A 16,908-nucleotide genomic window follows, 5' to 3' on the forward strand; every position below is an offset into this window, starting at 1 on the left:
AGGCCTGCTTTATTTCACCAGTAGCTGAATCGGGTACTTCTGGCCGGCCCTGATGCGGAGCCACTCCCTAAGGCGCTGTTGCTCCGCGGGGGGTAGGGGGCGGCGGGTACTCACCGAAACCACTACGGTCGTATCGGCGCGCAGAGAGTCGGTGGCTGGCTGCAGCAGACGGCTCAGGCCGAGTTGGCGCACGTTTGGGTGCTCAACCTGAACTTCGCGCAGAAGGATAGGTGCCGTGGGCAGGCCGGTACTCAAGGGACTGTCGGAAGCCGCCAGCATTTGTTGGAACTGCGCCAGCCGGGAATCGTAGCCTGCCATGGTTTGCGCATTGTGGCTGTTCATGTCGTCGAGCAGGCTGTTGCGCAGGCTTCGGGCATCGGCCGAGTCGATACCGGCGATGCCTTGACGAATGGTCAGCTGCGTGTCGTTAGGCAAGCGGTATTCGTTTAGGCGGCTGCGGGCGACTTGTAGCTGTGTGGGCGTCAGGTTCTGGCCCGCCATCAGCACGTTGATGGTGCGGGCATCGGGGTCGATGCGGCGGGTGACCACAAACGAGGCCGGTAAGTTCAACTGCTCTTCCACAAACTGCCGGGCGTTGTGGTTGAAGGTGGTGCGCCGCACAATGCTGGAGGCCAGGTACACGCTGGGTACCGCCGTGAGTAGCGCCACGGCCCAAATGCTGAGCTGCACCCGGCGGGCCTGCAATTTGCTGATGAAGGCATGCGATGGAAAAGGCAGAATGCGCGTGACCAAAAACGTGGCCAGGGTGATGAACACACAATTGATGAAGAACAAGTACAGCGCCCCAAACAAATAGGCCCAATGCGCCGTGGCCAGCCCGTAGCCGGCTGTGCACAGCGGTGGCATAAGGGCCGTAGCAATGGCCACGCCCGGCACCACGTTGCCACGGGCGCGGCGGGTGAGGCCCACGGCCCCGGCCGCCCCGCCAAACAGTGCAATAAGCACGTCCCAGGTAGTGGGCGAGGTGCGGGCCAGCAACTCGGAGCCGGCATCGGTGAGCGGGGTGAGCCGGAAGTAAAGCGCCGACACCGCCAAGCTAATGCCCGCCGCAATAACCAGGTTTTTCAGGCCCCGCCGAATGATGGCGACCTCCATGGTGGCCGCGCCAAACCCTATGCCCACAATGGGCCCCATGAGCGGCGAAATCAGCATGGCGCCAATGATAACGGCCGTGGAATTGACATTGAGCCCAACCGAAGCCACGAGAATGGCAAAGATGAGCACCCACAGGTTGGTGCCGCGGAAGGCAATACCTTCCTCCACACCGGCCAGAATAGCTTCGGGCTCGGCCATGTCGTGCGAGAGGTCGAAGCGCCAGCGCAGCCATCGTAAAAGGGGGAACTTCATTGGTACAGAGTGGGAGTTGACTCCGCAATTTGCACCGTTCAGGTTCCACCGCAGCTACTGCGCGCTGCTAATCCAGGCGGCGGCCTGGTTGAGGTCGTCGAAAACTGACACGTTCACGTAGCGGGCAAGGTCGCGCACTACGCCACTCGTATGCAGGCGGCGGGGGGCATCGGTTGGTATTACCGCATAGCGCGTGAAGCCCGTTTGGGCCACTGTTTCGGGCAGCCATTCACTCAGGAGCCACTTCCGGTCTGTGTCGGCAGGCGCTTCGGGCATGTCGCGGTGGTCGGCCAGGATGGCCGTCAGCCGGTAGCGTTTCAGGAGGTTGCGGGCGTGCGTGTACAAACCGCGGAATTCTATGCTACTCAGTGGAGCACCCGACCAGTGCAAGTACACGTAAGCATCAGGGACAAAATCGACGGACCCCACAGCATTGGAAAAATAATGGCGAGTGGGCTGCACAGGCATTCTGAGGTTGGGGTGAAATACTTGCTATACGCCTTGGCTGCCGGGTTTGGTTTACTATTGCTCACCGGAAAACCGCACGCTTTGCTTTCCGCGCAGCTAAGCCGTTCAGTAAGAGCAATAGACGAAATGCAATGAATAAAGTCGCCGATAATGCTGGGTAACGAAGTTGGGCCTTGCGCGGCAGCGGAGACCAATTTCTTGGTGGGTTGAATAGAGCATGGCCGGTGTTTACACTAGGCCCCAGTAGTTACTAATTCAATCTTAAGCAAACAACCTGTCTCAACCTTCGTACTTTGATGTAATCTCATCTTATAATGTAATTCATTATTAAAGCCATGAAAATTAAAAATATAATCATCGCCTCTGTATTGCTTGCTGGTTCGACATTAAGTGGTTGCTCGCTTGGTAACTCTCTGACATCAGACCTGAATTCCAACAATCCCGCAATAGTTGAACAGGCCCAGCGCGTGCAGGCACTGGAGCAGGAGATGCGCCAACAGAAAGCTATATCCGACGCGGAAAAACAGAAGCTTGAGGGCCTCAAGCAGCAGCTCGAGGGGGCCAAACAAAACTTAAAGGGTATTAAAACCCAGGCCAAAGCGGGCTAGGCGCTACCTTGCTCCCAACGTAGCCCCTTTCGGGGCATTGCCGCTCTTTATTTAGTTCACCTCTCATGAAAACCCTTCCAAGCACCTCGGCCTTGCTGCTTCTTCTCAGCTTGGCTTGTACCAGCTGTCAGTCTACTGGCGACACTTCCTCAGTTGCCGCCGACCTCAACTCGACTAATCCCGCCGTAGCAGTTCAAGCCCAGCGGGTGCAGGAGCTGGAAGGACAAGTAAAGCAGCAAGAAGCAGTTATTGAAGCCGAAAAATCGAAGCTTGAGGCCATGCGTCAGCAACTGGAAGGCGCCAAGCAAACCCTTGAAGGCGTGAAGAATGAGGTAAAAGCTACGCCCTAGTCTGCTTGGTGCTAACTACTTGGCAATCTGCAAGGGCATGAGCCCGTTAGGAGCTGCGACGTCATTATGGACGATGCAGCCCCTAACGGGCTCAACTGGTTTGAGACCGTACGGAACAGTAAACTCCTTCTAAGTACGAAGCTGAAACACTGAGGCTATCTACCTCGAAAAGATGCTGGAACGTAAGAGCGCTGGCTAGTCGCGGTGCTCGTGGTCCCGGGCTTTTTGCTCTTCGAACTCAGCTTGAACGTCGGCGCGTGAGCGGGGCACGTCGCCCTTACCGGCGGGCCAGCCTTCGCGCTGGCGGCTGCGGTCGCCGTCGCCGATTTCGGTTTGGTTGTGCAGCAGGATTTGCTGGGTAGGAAACGGCAGGTCAATGCCGTTAGCCGAAAGCTTATTCTTGATGGCTTCCAGCACCCGGTCCTGCGCGTCGAGCACATCGGCCTGACGGGGCGGGTTCACCCACCAGCGCGCCCTAATGTTGACAGAGCTCTCGGCCAATTCCATCACCAAGGCTTCAGGGCCGGGGTCCTGGAGCACGCCCTCGGTTTCGCGCATGGCTTCGAGCATCAGCGCGCGGGCTTGGGCAATGTCGTCGCCGTAGCCGATGCCCACGTCGTATTGAAGGCGGCGTTGGTCGTAGGCCGTATTCACGGTTACGGCGTTGGTGAATAGCTCGGCATTGGGAATAACTACGCGCCGACCGTCGTAGGTTTTAATGGTAGTGGCGCGGGTCTGGATGAACTCAACCGTGCCCTCAAAATCCTTGTATTTAATCTGGTCGCCAATCTTAAACGGCTCGGTCAGCAACAGCAGGATGCCCGCTAAGAAGTTCTGAAAAATGTCTTTAAAGGCAAAACCAATGGCAATGCCGCCCACGCCCAACGCACTCACCAAGCTGGCCGGTGTGAAACCGGGCAGAATAATGGTCACCGTGACCAGCATTCCTAGAATGAGCATGGCCACGTAAGCCAGCCGACTCAGCAGCAGAGACAAGCTATGGTGTTTGCCCTTACTACGTGTCACCCGTCGTACCACCGCGCGAACCCCGCGAGCTAACAGCGCAAAAACCACGAATATGACTACTCCAATGGCAATATTGGGCAACGCCCGCATCAGGTCACGGCCAATTTCGTTTAGTTTCTGCCAAGCGAGTGAGAAGTCCATAAGGTGGTTTGGGTGGTAAGCGCCAGAGCCGGAGCAGGCTACTAATAATGTTGTGGCGCCAGCTATGGGCAATATTTCATTGCCCTCTCACTGCGCTAAAATCAGGTTGGACACGCTGCCCGGATATGCGAACTTCTAGGGCGCTAAATGGTACCCAGCGTTTAGGTGGCTGGGTACCATTTAGCCCAATTGCAAAGCAGATGGACCGAAAAAATGCTGGCTTGGTTAAGCAGCCATGGCTTGGCGGCAGGCCTGTTCGCAACGGCGGCAAGCTTCGGCGCACTCCTGGCAGTGCTGGTGCTGGTGTTTGGCGCATTCGTCGCCGCAGGCTTTGCAGAGTTCGGCGCATTCGCGTATCAGGTGCTGGGCGTGTTCCGAGCCACGGGCCACGAAGCGGGCGGTCAGAGCGCAGATGTCGGAGCAGTCGCGGTCGAGGGAAATGCAGCGGGCCATCATCTTCACGTGGTCTTCCTGCAGGCAGGCAGAAGCGCAATGTTCGCAGGCGGCCACGCAGGCATTTAGAGCGTCGAGTAATTGCTGATTTTGCTGATGCATAATAAAAGGATTAAGTGAAAGGAAAGCTTGTTATTTTATACTGCTCGCTTACTCAAAAGGTTAACTAAAGCTTGCTGTGCTTCGGTACATTAAAACTTAACGAACTAAAATATGCATGCGCTCAAAATTGATAGCGGCGCCACGCCCAACTTTGTAAATACGGCTTCAACAATGGTTGCTACCCTGCTGGTACCCAGCGCCAGCACCGTTGCCGTGATGCCACTAGCCAACCAGGTTTTCTGCCATACAAAGGCCTAGGTGGCGTAACCAAATGGCCCTATCCCTTAGCGCAGTCCATGCCCCAATGGAAAAGTAAAGCGACTGGGCCACTTCAACTTAAGTGTGCAACTCCATCCCCCTTGGTCACCACGTTTGCTTACTTCTGCGTATGCCGGGTTCCTAAGCGAAGCAAAACCTCCTGCTTGACGCACTCAGACCCTTTACTTTTAACTTTTCCAGATTAAAAACACTTTATGCCCACCACCGACACTGAAAAGGAAGCGCTGTTTCAAAAAGTAGCAGCCCAGCTCCAGCAACAGGGTTTCGCCATCGCTAAAGAAGACCCCACGCGCCCCTGGGGCGGCTTTTTCGTTATCGACGAAGACCAGGCTCAGCAGTTTGCCGATACTTATTTCGACGGCCTATCCGTCGACCAGCTGCGGATATCCGGCAAGCTGAGCCCTAAAATTTTGTTGGTCGCTCCGCACCAGCGCCTGTCCTGGCAATACCACCACCGCCGGGCCGAAATCTGGCAGGTAGTGCAGGGCCCCGTAGGCGTGGCCACCAGCCCCACCGACGAGCAAGGCGAAGTAAAAAACTACCAGGTCGGCGAACGCATCGTGCTGCAGCAGGGCGAACGCCACCGCCTAGTGGGGCTCAAGGAATGGGGAGTGTTGGCCGAAATCTGGCAGCATACCGATGCGAACCAGCCTTCGGATGAAGATGATATCGTGCGTGTGCAGGATGACTTTGGGCGGTAGAAGTTGAATACGCGGGGGGCCTAGCCCCCTGCCCCCTGCCCCGTGCCCGGCAGGGGGCAGGGGGCTAGGCCCCCCGCGCGCAGCTGGCTCCCCGCGCAGCTACTGGAACAAAAATATTACCCTTCGTTCTCCTCCGGCTTCACCTTTTTCATTGCCTCAGTCAGCGACTGCTGCAGTTTAGCTCCAGAGTCAGCCGCGGCTTTTAAGTCAATATTATATTCCTTTTGGAGCCTTTCCCAGTCCTCAATGGAAATAAAAACCCCGGTGATTTTGCCTTTCTCGTCCGACAGATATTTGATGTCCATGGCGTGCTGAATTAAAAGTTAGAGTGAGTTAGCCCGCATACGCAGCGCTACCTACTCGCCCGGGTGATACGTTTTTTCGGCGTTGGCTTTTACGTCTTCTGGGTAAAAACGCACTTCCTTGAAGCGACCATTGGTGAAAAGCTCGGCTTGGTCGGTAAAATGGGGCATGCCGGGGCGGCTGTCTTGGCCGCCCGTCACCACGGACCGCGCTTTGATGCGAGGCCCGAATTCCACCACGGCCACGAAGCTGTTGCCCACAGCGCCGTAGCGTTTCTTGGTGCCGGGGTAGGTGCGGGCTCCGAAGGCTGCCAACGAGCCCCACGCCGAGGACGTGAAGGCCACAGGTAGGCTGGGCTTCTGGTCGTCGTAGCTTTCCTGGATGTTGCCGGTGAGGCGCTGGAAGCGGTTGATGTCGCCCCAAGCGGTTTTCCAAGTGCCGAAATCGCGGGTGAGGTCATCGAGCGCTTCGGTTAGAGCGGCTACTTTTTCCTGCGGGCTGGTATTGGCCATGGCGTACTTGGTGAAGCTGATGTAGTCGAGCTGCGGCTGGGCGGACGGCACGCGGGCCCGGGCCTTGGCCAGGAGCCGCTCGGCCCAATAGATGGCCACGGTTTGAGCCACGGAGGTCTTGCTGTAGTTGTGGTTCCAGGCCCGTAGCAGCTCAATGGCTTCAGTAAGGGCCGGTGCATTGGCCTTCTCAACGGAAGTGGGTTGATACGCCGTAAGCAGCGCCGGCAGCATGTCGTCGAAGGCGGTGAGGTGCGGGTCGTTGGCGGCCGCAATCAAGGTATCGAGCGTGAAGACGCCTTTGCCGCTCAGCACGCGCACGGCGTTGAGGCCCCGGTAGTTTTCGGCATCGGGCGCCATGTATTTAGGGAATTTGGCGGCGGTTGGGCTGGCTGGCCCCGCCACCGTGAACGGCGTAGAATTACAGTTCTGAATGAAGCCACTGGCGGGGTTGTGCACCTGCACCAGCTCATTCACACTGTGTAACCCTTTCCATTCCGTGGAAGGGTTGCTGCCGTCCACGGGTTGGCTCCAGTCAAATTTGGCGTCGCGCCGGGGCATGAAGTTGCCGTGCCAGTAAGCAATGCTGCCCTTGCTGTCGGCAAACACGGTGTTGTTGGTGGCATTGCCGTTGAGCTTCATCACGTCCTGGAAGCTGGCGTAGCCGGTGGCTTTGGTGCGCAGGTAGGACTGCTGCAGCGCCGCCAGCGGCTCGTTCATCATGCGCACTGCGACCCACTGGTTGTCGGCTTTCTGGCCCACGATAGGGCCGTGGTGGGTGCGGTACATGGTGTATTCCTTGCGGAGTATTTTGGTGCCGTCGCGGTAGGGGAGGAGCACCTTCTCCACCTTCACGGGCCTTAGCTTGCTGCCGTATTTGTAGAAGAACTTCCCATCCTTTTTCTCGATGGTTTCGAGGTACTCGTCCATGGAGTCGGCTTGGCTGGAAGTGTGCATCCAGCCGCAGTTTTCATTAAATCCCTGGTATACAAAAAACTGACCCCAGGTCACAGCGCCGTAGGCATTGAGGCCTTGCTGGCTCACCATCTGCACTTCGGAACGAAAATAGAACGATGTGTGCGGGTTGATGAGCAGCAGGGCGTTGCCACTGGCGCTTTTAGCGGGCGCGATGGCAAACCCATTGGAGCCCACGGGTTCTCGCTCGCGCTTCTCGAAGTCAGTGTTTATCCAGGAGCTGGATTTCTTCTGGCTGTAAAACGCCTTCAGCCGTTCGGTGCTTACTACACTGATGTTGCCGCCAATGCTGCCTTCGCTGAACATAAGCGGCATCCAGGGCTGGAAGCGGCGCAGCAGCTTGGGCTTTACAGTGGGGTGGGTGACGAGGTAGTAGTTGGTGCCAGCCGCGAAGGCGTCTAGCAGCTTTTTCATCTCGGGCGGGGTTTTCTTGTAAATGGCAATGGCCTGGGTAGTGTCCATGAACAGGCGGGCGCGCAAGTCGTGGTACAGCGCAGCTTCGCCTTCTACCTCGGCCAGGCGGCCGATGGCGTCGAGGTAGTTCATCTCGACACGGTCAAAGTCGTCTTCGCACTGGGTATAAAGCAGGCCAAACACGGCGTCGGCGTCGGTCTTGCCGTAGATGTGCGGCACGCCATACGTGTCGCGGGTAATGGAAACCTGCTTGGCCTGCTGCTTCCAGGCAGCTATCTCGGCCGGCTTAAAGGCTTGGCCGTGGGCCCCGGCGCAAGCGAAAACAAAAATCAGTGATAGGGAAAGTCTTGGCATAAAGAGCAAGGGTGGGAGTGCGAGGTTCTTCGCTTCGGTTACCAAAGTAAGGCGAACGGTGGGCACGACAAGCCAAGCATAACCGCAGGGCCTTTGCGTGTAGCTTTGTAAATGACTGTAAACAATTAAGTTGCTTGAATGCGAATGCCCATGCTGCTTGAGTATTTGCAATGCGCTTTTACTCGGCCAGCTTTACATGTCAGAAAAAACGCTTGTTAAACCGGATGACTGAGCAGTCGTAAACAGAGGGCCCCCGGACTATGGCAGTGGCAGTCTGGCGCATAGACTGGGCTATGCAAAGCTGCGTTGCCTTGTCCTTGATGGCCCGCCCATCTACGGAGGCTGGGTTATCTGTCGCCGCCTTGCTGTTTTTAATTATGGAACAATTCTTCTTCTCCAGCTGGACCAGTGTAGTTCGCACCATCGTCATTGGCACACTGGCCTACGCAAGCCTGATTTTGCTGCTTCGAATTTCGGGCAAGCGCACCCTGTCGAAGATGAATGCCTTCGACTTTGTGGTGACGGTGGCCATGGGTTCTACCCTGGCATCGGTGCTGCTCAACAAAAGCGTGCCGCTGATTGATGGGATACTGGCCTTTGCGCTGCTCATCGGCCTGCAATTTGCCATCACGTGGCTGGCCGTGCGCTATAAGGCCGTGAGTCGACTGGTAAAAGCCGAGCCAACCCTGCTGGTGTACCAAGGCCAGTACCAACAAGAGGCCATGCGTGTCGAGCGGGTTACGGAAGGTGAAATACTGGCCGGGTTGCGAGAAAGAGGCATTAGCTCGCTTATGGAAGCAGCCGCGGTAATTTTGGAAACCGATGGCACGCTGAATGTGCTCAAGCAGGCCCCGAGTGGCCCGCAGTCGGCGCTGACTCCAGTGACAGGCCTGCCCAAGTAGCACGCAAAATGCTCGCTGATGGGTTCTAAATAGCCCAACCGTTGAGTTTCAACGTAGACTTGAAATTTGCATCCATGCCGCACAAGCAGCACGGTGAGTCAAGGGCCCTTGTAGTCATCGTTACAGCTCCTACTAATGAACAGACTCCGGCTCGCTTGGTCCAACGTCAACTCCAGCCTGTGGTTTGTGCCCACGCTAATGGTGACGGCTGCGTCGGGGCTGGCCTACGGGCTGGTGATGCTGGACGACAACACCGAACATAAGTGGCTACAGGACTATCCCATGCTGTTCGGGGCCGGGGCCGACGGCGCCCGGGGCATGCTCACGGCCATTGCCAGCTCCATGATTACCGTAGCGGGTCTTATTTTCTCGCTCACGCTGGCCACGCTGGCTCAAGTCTCGAGCCAGTACACGCCCCGGGTGCTGCGCAACTTCATGGGCGACCGCGCCAACCAACTGGTATTGGGGTTCTTCGTGAGCATTTTCGTGTATTGCCTGATTGTGCTGCGCACCATTCGGGGCGGCGACGAAGGCCGGTTCATCCCCTCGCTGGCCGTAGCGGGTGGGCTGGTGCTGGCCTTGGTGAGCATTGGGGTGCTCATCTTTTTCATTCACCACATTGCGTCTTCCATTCAGGCGTCTACCATCATTGCCCGGGCGGCGGCCGAAACCCAGGGTGCCTTAGATAACCTGTTTCCAGAGCAGATGGGCCACGAAGCCACCGCCGCTGAGGCCACCGACTGGCGCGAAACCGACCATCATTGGCACGCCATCCTGGCGCTACGCAGTGGTTACGTTCAAGACGTTAATAACGATGCTCTGCTGGACTTTGCCCGTGAAATCAACGGTGTGGTGCGCATGGAACGGGGCATCGGCAGCTTTGTAGCGAAAGAGGCCCCGCTGGTCTCGGTGGCCCGCTACGACGGCCAACCCTTAAGCGCTGCGGATGAGAAAACCCGCCAGCGCCTCTGTGGCACCTACAGCATCGGCGACCTTCGCACCATCGACCAGGACCTGGGCTTTGGTTTCCGCCAATTGGTCGATATCGCCCTGAAGGCCTTATCGCCGGGTATCAACGACACCACCACGGCCATCTTCTGCGTCGACCAATTGGGCGCCCTGCTGAGCCTGCTGGCTGACCGCAAGCTTAACGAGCCGCTGCGGTCCGAAGGCGGTAGGGTGCGCGTGGTAGCCCAAATCCCAACATTCGCCACTTACGCCGCCTTGGCGTTCGACCAGATTCGCAGTGCTGCCGAAGGCAACTTGTCCGTACTCTTGCGCCTGCTCACGGCCATCGAGACCGTAGCTCGCCGCACCCGCAACGAAGACCGGCTGGCGGTACTCCAACAGCAAGCTGACCGGGTGCGCGAGCAGGCGGAGGCGATGCTGCAGTTTGATTACGATAAACAAGCTGTCTTTGCCCGTTACGTAGCGGTTGGCCAGACGCTAAAGGCGGCCGTTTAATGCAAAAGCCCCCACCGGAAGGCGGGGGCTTTTGGCTAATTACAAAGCTGCGCATTCAGGGAAATCCGCAACTAGCTGATAATTATTAAGCCGAGAACGAAGAGCCGCAGCCGCAGGTGCTCTTGGCTTGGGGGTTGTTGAACACAAAGCCACGGGCGTTCAGCCCATCCTGGAAGTCGACTTCCATACCGAGAACGTACATGGCGTGCTTTTTATCCATGATGAGTTTCAGGCCGTCGAGGTCGTAGATTTCGTCGGCATCTTTGGCTTTATCAAAGCCCAGGAGGTAGCTCATGCCCGAGCAGCCGCCGCCCTGCACGCCGATGCGCAGGCCGTAGTCAGCGGGCACGTTCTTTTCCTGAATAATATTTTTCACCTCAACCACAGCGCGGTCAGTGAGGCTAATGGGAGCGAGGGTGGCAACGGAAGCCATAATGAAAGACGGTTTAGAACTAGGTGGACGACAAAGATACAGCGGCTGCCGGAGTAGCTCGCGGCACAGCGTCTGGAGTAGAAACAGCAGTTGGGGGGAGGTGGTTCACGGCGTAAGTTTGCGGCCGTTGCTACCGGCAGTGGCAATCCGGCACGCGCCAGCCGGCAACTATTTCGTTCCCAGGTTCGAATTAGCTTCTCGCCCCTCACTGTCTCACTTCAGGCTTTATGGATTCAACTGCTTATTTCTTCGACCTACTCAAAGTTATTCTACCGGCCCTGCTCGTCGCTGGGTCTATTTACGTGCTTTTTAAGCAGTTTTTGGAGAAAGAGCAGCAACGCCGATTGATTGAGCTGCGGCTGGAGAGCAACAAAACCACGCTGCCGCTACGCCTGCAGGCCTACGAGCGGGTGGTGCTGTTCCTGGAACGCATCTCACCCAACAACATCCTCGTGCGCCTGAGCAGCGCCGGCCAGTCTGCCCCCGACTTCCACCGCCTCCTGCAACAAGAAATCCGGGCTGAATACGAGCACAACCTCTCCCAGCAGCTCTACATCTCCGGCGACGCCTGGACCATGGTGAAGGAAGCCAAGGAAAACGTGCTGACCATGGTAAACCGCGCCTACCACGGCATCCAAAATCCCAGCCAAGCCCGCGGCACCGAACTGGCCAAGCGCATTCTGGAAGGCCTGATGATGGACGGCGCCGAGCCTACCGCCCAGGCGTTGGCTGTAGTGAAGAACGAAGCAGCCGGGCTTTTTTAAGGCAAAAAGCTGTCATTGCGAGGAGGCACGACGAAGCAATCCGTCCTGTAAAAACCAGACACTTCAACGAATCGGCAAGCCCCGGTACTGCGCAGTACCGGGGCTTGGTCACATTATTGGTCTAGTAGCTGAGAACAGGACGGATTGCTTCGTCGTGCCTCCTCGCAATGACAGCACTCACTATACCGCCACGGCAACCGCCTCCGCTGCCTTGCGATAGCAGTCCTCATATAGCGGCACAATCTTCTCCACCGCGAACTCCTCCGCCCGGGCGCGGGCGGCAGCTTTAAAGCGGGGCAGATTCTCGTCGTCAAGCACGTAGAGGGCATTTTTAACCATGTCCTGCACATCGCCGATTTCGCTAATCATGCCGGTCAGGCCGTGCACGTTCAACTCAGGAATGCCGCCGGCATTGGTGCTCACTACGGGCACTTCGCAGGCCATGGCTTCGAGCGCGGCGAGGCCAAAGCTCTCGTTTTCGGAGGGCATCAGAAACAGGTCGCCCACACTTAGCACTTCTTCCACGGCTTCGAGCTTGCCCAGGAAACGCAGGTCGCGGTGCACGTCGAGGTCGCGGGCCAGTTTTTCCATGCGGTTGCGGTCGGGGCCATCCCCCACGAGGAGGAGTTTGGCTGGAATCTGCTCTCGCACGCCCACAAAAATCCGCAGCACATCTTCCACGCGCTTCACGGTGCGGAAGTTACTGGTGTGAATCAGCAGCTTCTCGCCCTCGGGCGCGATGGCGGCGCGGAAATGGCTTTTTTCCTGCTTCTTGAAACGCTGCAGGTCGATGAAGTTGGGGATGACGGCTATGTCCTTCTCAATGGCGAAATACTCGTAGGTCTCACGTCGCAAATCGGCTGATACCGACGTCACGCCATCACTCTGGTTGATGCTGAAGGTGACCACCGGCTCGAAGCTGGCGTCTTTGCCCACCAGGGTAATATCAGTACCGTGCAGCGTGGTCACCACCGGAATCTGAATGCCGCGGGCCCGCAGAATCTGCTTGGCCATGAAAGCCGCCGAGGCGTGCGGAATGGCGTAGTGCACGTGCAGCACGTCGAGCTTCTCGTTCTGAACAATGTCGACCATTTTGCTGGTCAGCGCCAGCTCGTAGGGCGGAAACTGAAAGAGCGGATACGCCGGCACGTAGACCTCGTGGTAAAAGAGGTTTTCGTTGAAAAAGTCGAGCCGCACCGGCTGGCTATAGGTAATGAAATGCACGCGGTGGCCGCGTTGGGCCAGGGCTTTGCCCAATTCCGTGGCTACCACGCCGGAGCCGCCAAACGTGGGGTAACAAACAATGCCGATGTTCATAAAGCAAGTAACGCGGAAATGGGCTGTGCGTTCTGCTTAACCGCAGTTTGGCCGAGATGTTGGGGCCGTCATTCGCGGAATCGCCTAATTATTTGACGCACTAGCCGACATATTAGTTTATAGTCGTCATAATCAAGCAGGAGTTGCTTTAGGAACCGATACTTACAAATTGAAAAAATAGGTGCCTGTTAGCTGCACCACGCGGTTGTAAGCCGCGTCGCGGGCGAAATCGTGTCCATAGTCGTAGAGAAGATACGGCTCAGAATAATGGAGATTGACCAGCCCCAACTGATAAGCCACCTGTACCTGCGTCGGTCCCCGACGATAGCCAACACCAAAATTAACGCCAGCATCTAGGCGTGAATTGTAGGTATCAGACCCGTAACGAATCTTGTCATCGAAATGGTAAGGAGCATACTTAACGAATGGGGAATAACCAAGCGTGGTTCCCCGCTGCTTGCCTCCTACACCCAGCGCCGCGTAAGGTCCTCCGAATACTTGAAAGCTGCGAATGTGATAAACTGCGTTCACGGGAAGCTCCAGCCAGTGGTACCGGTTGGTGCTTCGGGTTTCACTACTGCTTGTTCCAGCGGCTCCGCTGAGAGATGCAGACGTATTGAATCGCTCACCTTTTTGCGAGAACAGCAAAGCCGGCTGCAGAGCAAATTTGCTAAACGCTACTTCCAGCACTGCCCCGCCTGCCAGGCGTAAATAGCTGACTTCTCAGCCGAATATCTGAATGGGCCGTTTTCCTGCGAGTTGCTGGCGGGGTCCAGCGTGGTAGTAGCTCGGTTGATGCCGCCGCGCAAGCCTACTCGGTACGTAGGTTGGGCTATAGATTGGGCACTGCTTAACAGTGCGGCCAGCAGGATAAATGGGAGAGGTTGCATAAAGCAGGTAATTCAGATAGATGAGGACTGCTATCCTGACCGCCTGCTTCACTCAAGGGTTGCGTGGACCTATTTTTTAGGCGTACCCGCCGCCAACGACTTGTAAATCACATCGTGAATCCGCGTGCGGATGTTGTACTGGCGCAGCTTGTTGTTGCCGGCATCAGGGTACACTCGGTTGGAAAGGAAGACGTAGAGAATCTCATTCTCGGGGTCCATCCACACACAGGTGCCCGTGAAGCCGGTGTGGCCAAAGGTGCTGGCCGGCGACAGGTTGCTGGTAGGACCCGTGGGCTTGCGGGGGTCGCCGTGGTCCCAGCCCAAGCCGCGCCGCCCACCGGGCATGGGCCGGGCAAATTCCGTTACGACTGGCGTCTGGAAATAGCGAACGCCGCCGTAGCGGCCATTCTGCATATTCATCTGCATGAGCACGGCCAGGTCGTTGGCAGTAGCAAACAAGCCGGCGTGGCCACCCACGCCACCTACCAGGGCAGCGGTTTGGTCGTGCACACTACCCTGCAACTGCTCGCGGCGGTAGTACGTGTCGTTCTCGGTGGGCGCGATGCAGCTTTTCGGGAAGCGCTGCAGCGGGTTATACGTCATGCTGCCCAAGCCCAATGGACGGTAGAAATTTTCCTGCAGGAAGCCCTCGATAGGCTGCTTCAGAATTTTTTCGCACAAGCGCTTCATCACAATAAAGCTCAGGTCCGAGTACTCGGTGGGGTACCGGCCTTTCACTTTGGGCAGCAGGCTCGAGCGCATGGTCCAGGCCCACACCGAGTCGTCGGCGGCTTTGGTGCTGTATTCGCCGGGCACTACTTCATTGGGAAAGTCGTCGGAGCGGATACTGGCGTAAAAAGTCGGCTTCAGCCCATTGCTGGTGATAGTGCGCTCCCAGGTCGGAATGCCCACCTTTAGGCCCGCTTGGTGCATGAGCACGTCGCGTACGGTCATTTCGCGCTTGTTGGTGCGGTTAAGCTCGGGCAGATAGGCCGCCACTCGCTCGTCCAGGCTCAGCTTGCCTTGGTCTTTGAGATACATCACGGCCTGCAGCGTGCCCGCCACTTTGGTGATGGAAGCCAAGTCATAGAGCGTGCTGTTCGTCACGGGCTGCGACTGGTCGTAGGTGCAGTAGCCGTAACTCTGGTCAAACACCACAGTGCCGTTTTTGGCCACGAGCACCTGACAGCCTGGCGCAGCGGCATAGGTCTGGCTTTCGAGGGCAATGTTGTCAATCTGGGCCAGCACGCGCGAGCTCAGGCCTTGGCTTTCGGGCGTGGCATAGCGCAGACGCTTGAGGTCGGGCGTGGCAATGCCGGTGGTGACTTTCAGTGTGGGCGACACCGTGACGGGCAGCTTGCCCCGGGCAGGCAGCGCGCCAAACAGCACCTGCGGCACCACCAATTGGGCGGCGTAGTGGTCCTCGTAGCCACACACCAGGGTGCGGGCGTTTTCCAGAAATTTCAACCCGTAGGCGTTGCCCATGGCCACCACCACCGTTTTCAGGCGGGGGTTGGCCTGCAGCTGCTTGATGAACCGCAGGGCGCCGTCGCCCATACCGTAGCTATGGCTGGGCGTGTTGTTCATGTTGTGCAGGCTCACCACCACCACATTGTAGCCGCCCAGGCGGGCCGCTATGCGCGTGAAAGTGGAATCATCGGCGTAGCGGTTGGCTACAGCGTACACGGGGCCCGGCTGGTATTTGTTGAAGATGGTGGCGTACGGGCCTTCCGCCTGCGTGCCAATGGTGATGGCCGCAATGCGCAGCGTGTCGAGCCGCTGAAACGGGAGGAGCTTATCGTCGTTCTTCACCACAGTCACGGCGTGCTCAAAAATTGCCTGAGCCACCACCTTCGAAGAAGGCTGGTTGAGGCTGTCGCGCAAAATGGCAGTGCGCACTGGCTTGTATTTGGAGAGGCCAGCCCAGTGCTTCACGCGCAAAATCTTTTTGATGCGGAAGTCCAAATCTGCCTGATTAAGCTTGCCCGCCGTCACGGCTTCCCGAATGCGCAGCAGCGCAGCCGGCACGTCTTCAGAAAACAGCAGCACGTCGTTGCCGGCGGCCAAGGCCATGGCGTCGAGCTCGCCGTCTTTATACAGCTTGCTCACGCTCTTCATGTTGAGCGCATCAGTAAACGTCAGGCCCTTAAAGCCCATCTTGGTCTTAAGTAGGTCGGTAACCAGCGCGCGCGACAAAGTTGTGGTCTTGGCATTGGTCGTGTCGAAGAGCGGCATATAGAGGTGAGCCACCATCACGCCCATCACCCCGGCTTCGAAGGACTGCTGGAACGGCACCAGGTCGACTTTGCTGAGGCGGGCCAAGTCAGTGTTGATGACCGGCAGGGCTACGTGGGAGTCGGTGTCGGTATCGCCATGGCCGGGAAAGTGCTTGGCCACCGCCATCACGCCATTTTCCTGCAGGCCTTTGATGTACTGAACGCCCAGCTTGGCCACCCGCTCCTGGTCCTCGCCAAACGAGCGGTTGCCTATCACCGGGTTGCCAGGGTTCGAGTTCACGTCAATTACCGGCGCGAAGCTGATGTGCACGCCCAAGGCCCGCATTTTGCGGGCAATTTCGCGGCCCATCAGGTACACGTATTTGGGGTCGTCCATGGCGCCCAGCGTCATCTGCTTGGCGAAGTGGGCCGAGGAGTCGAGGCGCATGTCGAGGCCCCACTCGGCGTCCATGGCAATGAGCAGGGGCACCTTGGCGGAGGCCTGCAGGCGGTTGGTCATGTTGGCCTGGCGCTTAGGGCCCCCTTGCAGAAACATAACGCCGCCAATGCTTTGGTTGCGCACCAGCTGCTCGATGCGGTTGAAGTGGGCGCGGTCCTTATTAGAGTAAGCTGCCACCATAAACAGCTGGCCCAGCCGTTGCTCAGGTGTGAGCGAATTAAACACACTGTCGACCCAGGCCGCCTCGGCAGCGGAGGCGGGCAGTGGGTCGGCGGGTAGCTTTGGCACTTCGGAAAACGACAGCAGCAGTCCCGTCACGAGCAGCAGGACAAACAAGCCAAGCTGGAGGGGGATGCGCATCAGCCCCGCAGGGGTGGTGGGTTTGTTCAAGGGGCAAACGGGCCGCAAAGG

The 16,908-nt window shown here is 57.7% G+C and carries 18 protein-coding genes; 7 read left to right on the top strand and 11 right to left on the bottom strand.

What is annotated here, in order from left to right:
- Nucleotides 1-9: 9 nt before the first annotated feature.
- Nucleotides 10-1,368 (bottom strand): DUF389 domain-containing protein, encoded by a 1,359-nt coding sequence (locus tag ACP7AJ_RS13740; RefSeq protein ID WP_426060782.1) that lies wholly within the window; start codon nucleotides 1,366-1,368, stop codon nucleotides 10-12.
- A 54-nt stretch (nucleotides 1,369-1,422) separates the two neighbouring features.
- The gene (locus tag ACP7AJ_RS13745; protein WP_426060783.1) at nucleotides 1,423-1,830 is read right to left on the bottom strand and encodes a hypothetical protein; all 408 of its coding nucleotides are present in this window, start codon (nucleotides 1,828-1,830) and stop codon (nucleotides 1,423-1,425) included.
- A 341-nt stretch (nucleotides 1,831-2,171) separates the two neighbouring features.
- Here ACP7AJ_RS13745 and ACP7AJ_RS13750 point away from each other — a divergent pair, with 341 nt between their 5' ends.
- Nucleotides 2,172-2,444: a hypothetical protein gene (locus tag ACP7AJ_RS13750; protein WP_426060784.1), complete on the top strand. Its 273-nt coding sequence runs from the start codon at nucleotides 2,172-2,174 to the stop codon at nucleotides 2,442-2,444.
- A gap of 65 nt (nucleotides 2,445-2,509) precedes the next feature.
- Complete coding sequence (locus ACP7AJ_RS13755; RefSeq protein WP_426060785.1) at nucleotides 2,510-2,794, top strand: hypothetical protein; 285 nt, start codon at nucleotides 2,510-2,512, stop codon at nucleotides 2,792-2,794.
- Between the two features lie 195 nt (nucleotides 2,795-2,989).
- Here the strand turns inward: ACP7AJ_RS13755 and ACP7AJ_RS13760 are convergent, their stop codons facing one another.
- Both ACP7AJ_RS13760 and ACP7AJ_RS13765 read right to left on the bottom strand, forming a co-directional pair.
- Nucleotides 2,990-3,961, bottom strand: a complete 972-nt coding sequence (locus ACP7AJ_RS13760; protein WP_426060786.1) for a mechanosensitive ion channel family protein — start codon at nucleotides 3,959-3,961, stop codon at nucleotides 2,990-2,992.
- A gap of 225 nt (nucleotides 3,962-4,186) precedes the next feature.
- Nucleotides 4,187-4,516, bottom strand: a complete 330-nt coding sequence (locus tag ACP7AJ_RS13765; RefSeq protein WP_426060787.1) for a four-helix bundle copper-binding protein — start codon at nucleotides 4,514-4,516, stop codon at nucleotides 4,187-4,189.
- Between the two features lie 111 nt (nucleotides 4,517-4,627).
- Between ACP7AJ_RS13765 and ACP7AJ_RS13770 the strand changes: the two genes are divergently transcribed.
- Complete coding sequence (locus ACP7AJ_RS13770) at nucleotides 4,628-4,774, top strand: hypothetical protein (RefSeq protein WP_426060788.1); 147 nt, start codon at nucleotides 4,628-4,630, stop codon at nucleotides 4,772-4,774.
- Nucleotides 4,775-4,989: 215 nt separating this feature from the next.
- Nucleotides 4,990-5,496 (top strand): phosphoheptose isomerase, encoded by a 507-nt coding sequence (locus ACP7AJ_RS13775; protein ID WP_426060789.1) that lies wholly within the window; start codon nucleotides 4,990-4,992, stop codon nucleotides 5,494-5,496.
- Between the two features lie 116 nt (nucleotides 5,497-5,612).
- Here the strand turns inward: ACP7AJ_RS13775 and ACP7AJ_RS13780 are convergent, their stop codons facing one another.
- Together ACP7AJ_RS13780 and ACP7AJ_RS13785 are read right to left on the bottom strand one after the other, a co-directional pair.
- Nucleotides 5,613-5,801, bottom strand: coding sequence for a hypothetical protein (locus tag ACP7AJ_RS13780; RefSeq protein ID WP_426060790.1), 189 nt, complete (start codon nucleotides 5,799-5,801; stop codon nucleotides 5,613-5,615).
- Between the two features lie 51 nt (nucleotides 5,802-5,852).
- Nucleotides 5,853-8,051, bottom strand: coding sequence for a penicillin acylase family protein (locus ACP7AJ_RS13785; protein ID WP_426060791.1), 2,199 nt, complete (start codon nucleotides 8,049-8,051; stop codon nucleotides 5,853-5,855).
- A 377-nt stretch (nucleotides 8,052-8,428) separates the two neighbouring features.
- Here ACP7AJ_RS13785 and ACP7AJ_RS13790 point away from each other — a divergent pair, with 377 nt between their 5' ends.
- Together ACP7AJ_RS13790 and ACP7AJ_RS13795 are read left to right on the top strand one after the other, a co-directional pair.
- A complete protein-coding gene (locus tag ACP7AJ_RS13790) occupies nucleotides 8,429-8,953 on the top strand; it encodes a DUF421 domain-containing protein (RefSeq protein WP_426060792.1) in 525 nt (174 codons plus the stop codon).
- Between the two features lie 135 nt (nucleotides 8,954-9,088).
- Entirely contained in the window at nucleotides 9,089-10,417 is a 1,329-nt protein-coding gene (locus ACP7AJ_RS13795) for a DUF2254 domain-containing protein (protein ID WP_426060793.1), read from the top strand.
- Nucleotides 10,418-10,502: 85 nt separating this feature from the next.
- On the opposite strand, the gene ACP7AJ_RS13800 is transcribed toward ACP7AJ_RS13795, so the two are convergent.
- Nucleotides 10,503-10,850 carry a HesB/IscA family protein gene (locus ACP7AJ_RS13800; protein ID WP_092673244.1) on the bottom strand — a complete coding sequence of 116 codons (348 nt, stop codon included), beginning with the start codon at nucleotides 10,848-10,850 and terminating at the stop codon, nucleotides 10,503-10,505.
- Between the two features lie 227 nt (nucleotides 10,851-11,077).
- On the opposite strand from ACP7AJ_RS13800, the gene ACP7AJ_RS13805 reads away from it, so the two are divergent.
- Nucleotides 11,078-11,614 (top strand): hypothetical protein, encoded by a 537-nt coding sequence (locus ACP7AJ_RS13805; RefSeq protein WP_426060794.1) that lies wholly within the window; start codon nucleotides 11,078-11,080, stop codon nucleotides 11,612-11,614.
- A 180-nt stretch (nucleotides 11,615-11,794) separates the two neighbouring features.
- Here ACP7AJ_RS13805 and bshA read toward each other — a convergent pair whose 3' ends face one another.
- The 4 genes from bshA to ACP7AJ_RS13825 all read right to left on the bottom strand — a co-directional run bounded on the left by bshA (nucleotide 11,795) and on the right by ACP7AJ_RS13825 (nucleotide 16,887).
- Nucleotides 11,795-12,931: an N-acetyl-alpha-D-glucosaminyl L-malate synthase BshA gene (bshA, locus tag ACP7AJ_RS13810; RefSeq protein WP_426060795.1), complete on the bottom strand. Its 1,137-nt coding sequence runs from the start codon at nucleotides 12,929-12,931 to the stop codon at nucleotides 11,795-11,797.
- A gap of 162 nt (nucleotides 12,932-13,093) precedes the next feature.
- The gene (locus ACP7AJ_RS13815; RefSeq protein WP_426060796.1) at nucleotides 13,094-13,579 is read right to left on the bottom strand and encodes an outer membrane beta-barrel protein; all 486 of its coding nucleotides are present in this window, start codon (nucleotides 13,577-13,579) and stop codon (nucleotides 13,094-13,096) included.
- A gap of 29 nt (nucleotides 13,580-13,608) precedes the next feature.
- The gene (locus tag ACP7AJ_RS13820) at nucleotides 13,609-13,821 is read right to left on the bottom strand and encodes a hypothetical protein (protein WP_426060797.1); all 213 of its coding nucleotides are present in this window, start codon (nucleotides 13,819-13,821) and stop codon (nucleotides 13,609-13,611) included.
- Between the two features lie 69 nt (nucleotides 13,822-13,890).
- Nucleotides 13,891-16,887 carry a glycoside hydrolase family 3 N-terminal domain-containing protein gene (locus ACP7AJ_RS13825; RefSeq protein ID WP_426060798.1) on the bottom strand — a complete coding sequence of 999 codons (2,997 nt, stop codon included), beginning with the start codon at nucleotides 16,885-16,887 and terminating at the stop codon, nucleotides 13,891-13,893.
- Between the last annotated feature and the right edge of the window lie 21 nt (nucleotides 16,888-16,908).

The sequence above is a fragment of the Hymenobacter sp. B1770 genome, from assembly GCF_049896385.1.
Taxonomy (GTDB): Bacteria; Bacteroidota; Bacteroidia; order Cytophagales; family Hymenobacteraceae; genus Hymenobacter.

Coding starts and splice junctions, on each gene's coding strand:
- ACP7AJ_RS13740 (WP_426060782.1), bottom strand. CDS start 1,368: ATGAAGTTCCCCCTTTTACGATGGCTGCGCTGGCGCTTCGACCTCTCG.
- ACP7AJ_RS13750 (WP_426060784.1), top strand. CDS start 2,172: ATGAAAATTAAAAATATAATCATCGCCTCTGTATTGCTTGCTGGTTCG.
- ACP7AJ_RS13755 (WP_426060785.1), top strand. CDS start 2,510: ATGAAAACCCTTCCAAGCACCTCGGCCTTGCTGCTTCTTCTCAGCTTG.
- ACP7AJ_RS13760 (WP_426060786.1), bottom strand. CDS start 3,961: ATGGACTTCTCACTCGCTTGGCAGAAACTAAACGAAATTGGCCGTGAC.
- ACP7AJ_RS13765 (WP_426060787.1), bottom strand. CDS start 4,516: ATGCATCAGCAAAATCAGCAATTACTCGACGCTCTAAATGCCTGCGTG.
- ACP7AJ_RS13770 (WP_426060788.1), top strand. CDS start 4,628: ATGCATGCGCTCAAAATTGATAGCGGCGCCACGCCCAACTTTGTAAAT.
- ACP7AJ_RS13775 (WP_426060789.1), top strand. CDS start 4,990: ATGCCCACCACCGACACTGAAAAGGAAGCGCTGTTTCAAAAAGTAGCA.
- ACP7AJ_RS13780 (WP_426060790.1), bottom strand. CDS start 5,801: ATGGACATCAAATATCTGTCGGACGAGAAAGGCAAAATCACCGGGGTT.
- ACP7AJ_RS13785 (WP_426060791.1), bottom strand. CDS start 8,051: ATGCCAAGACTTTCCCTATCACTGATTTTTGTTTTCGCTTGCGCCGGG.
- ACP7AJ_RS13790 (WP_426060792.1), top strand. CDS start 8,429: ATGGAACAATTCTTCTTCTCCAGCTGGACCAGTGTAGTTCGCACCATC.
- ACP7AJ_RS13795 (WP_426060793.1), top strand. CDS start 9,089: ATGAACAGACTCCGGCTCGCTTGGTCCAACGTCAACTCCAGCCTGTGG.
- ACP7AJ_RS13800 (WP_092673244.1), bottom strand. CDS start 10,850: ATGGCTTCCGTTGCCACCCTCGCTCCCATTAGCCTCACTGACCGCGCT.
- ACP7AJ_RS13805 (WP_426060794.1), top strand. CDS start 11,078: ATGGATTCAACTGCTTATTTCTTCGACCTACTCAAAGTTATTCTACCG.
- bshA (WP_426060795.1), bottom strand. CDS start 12,931: ATGAACATCGGCATTGTTTGTTACCCCACGTTTGGCGGCTCCGGCGTG.
- ACP7AJ_RS13820 (WP_426060797.1), bottom strand. CDS start 13,821: ATGCAACCTCTCCCATTTATCCTGCTGGCCGCACTGTTAAGCAGTGCC.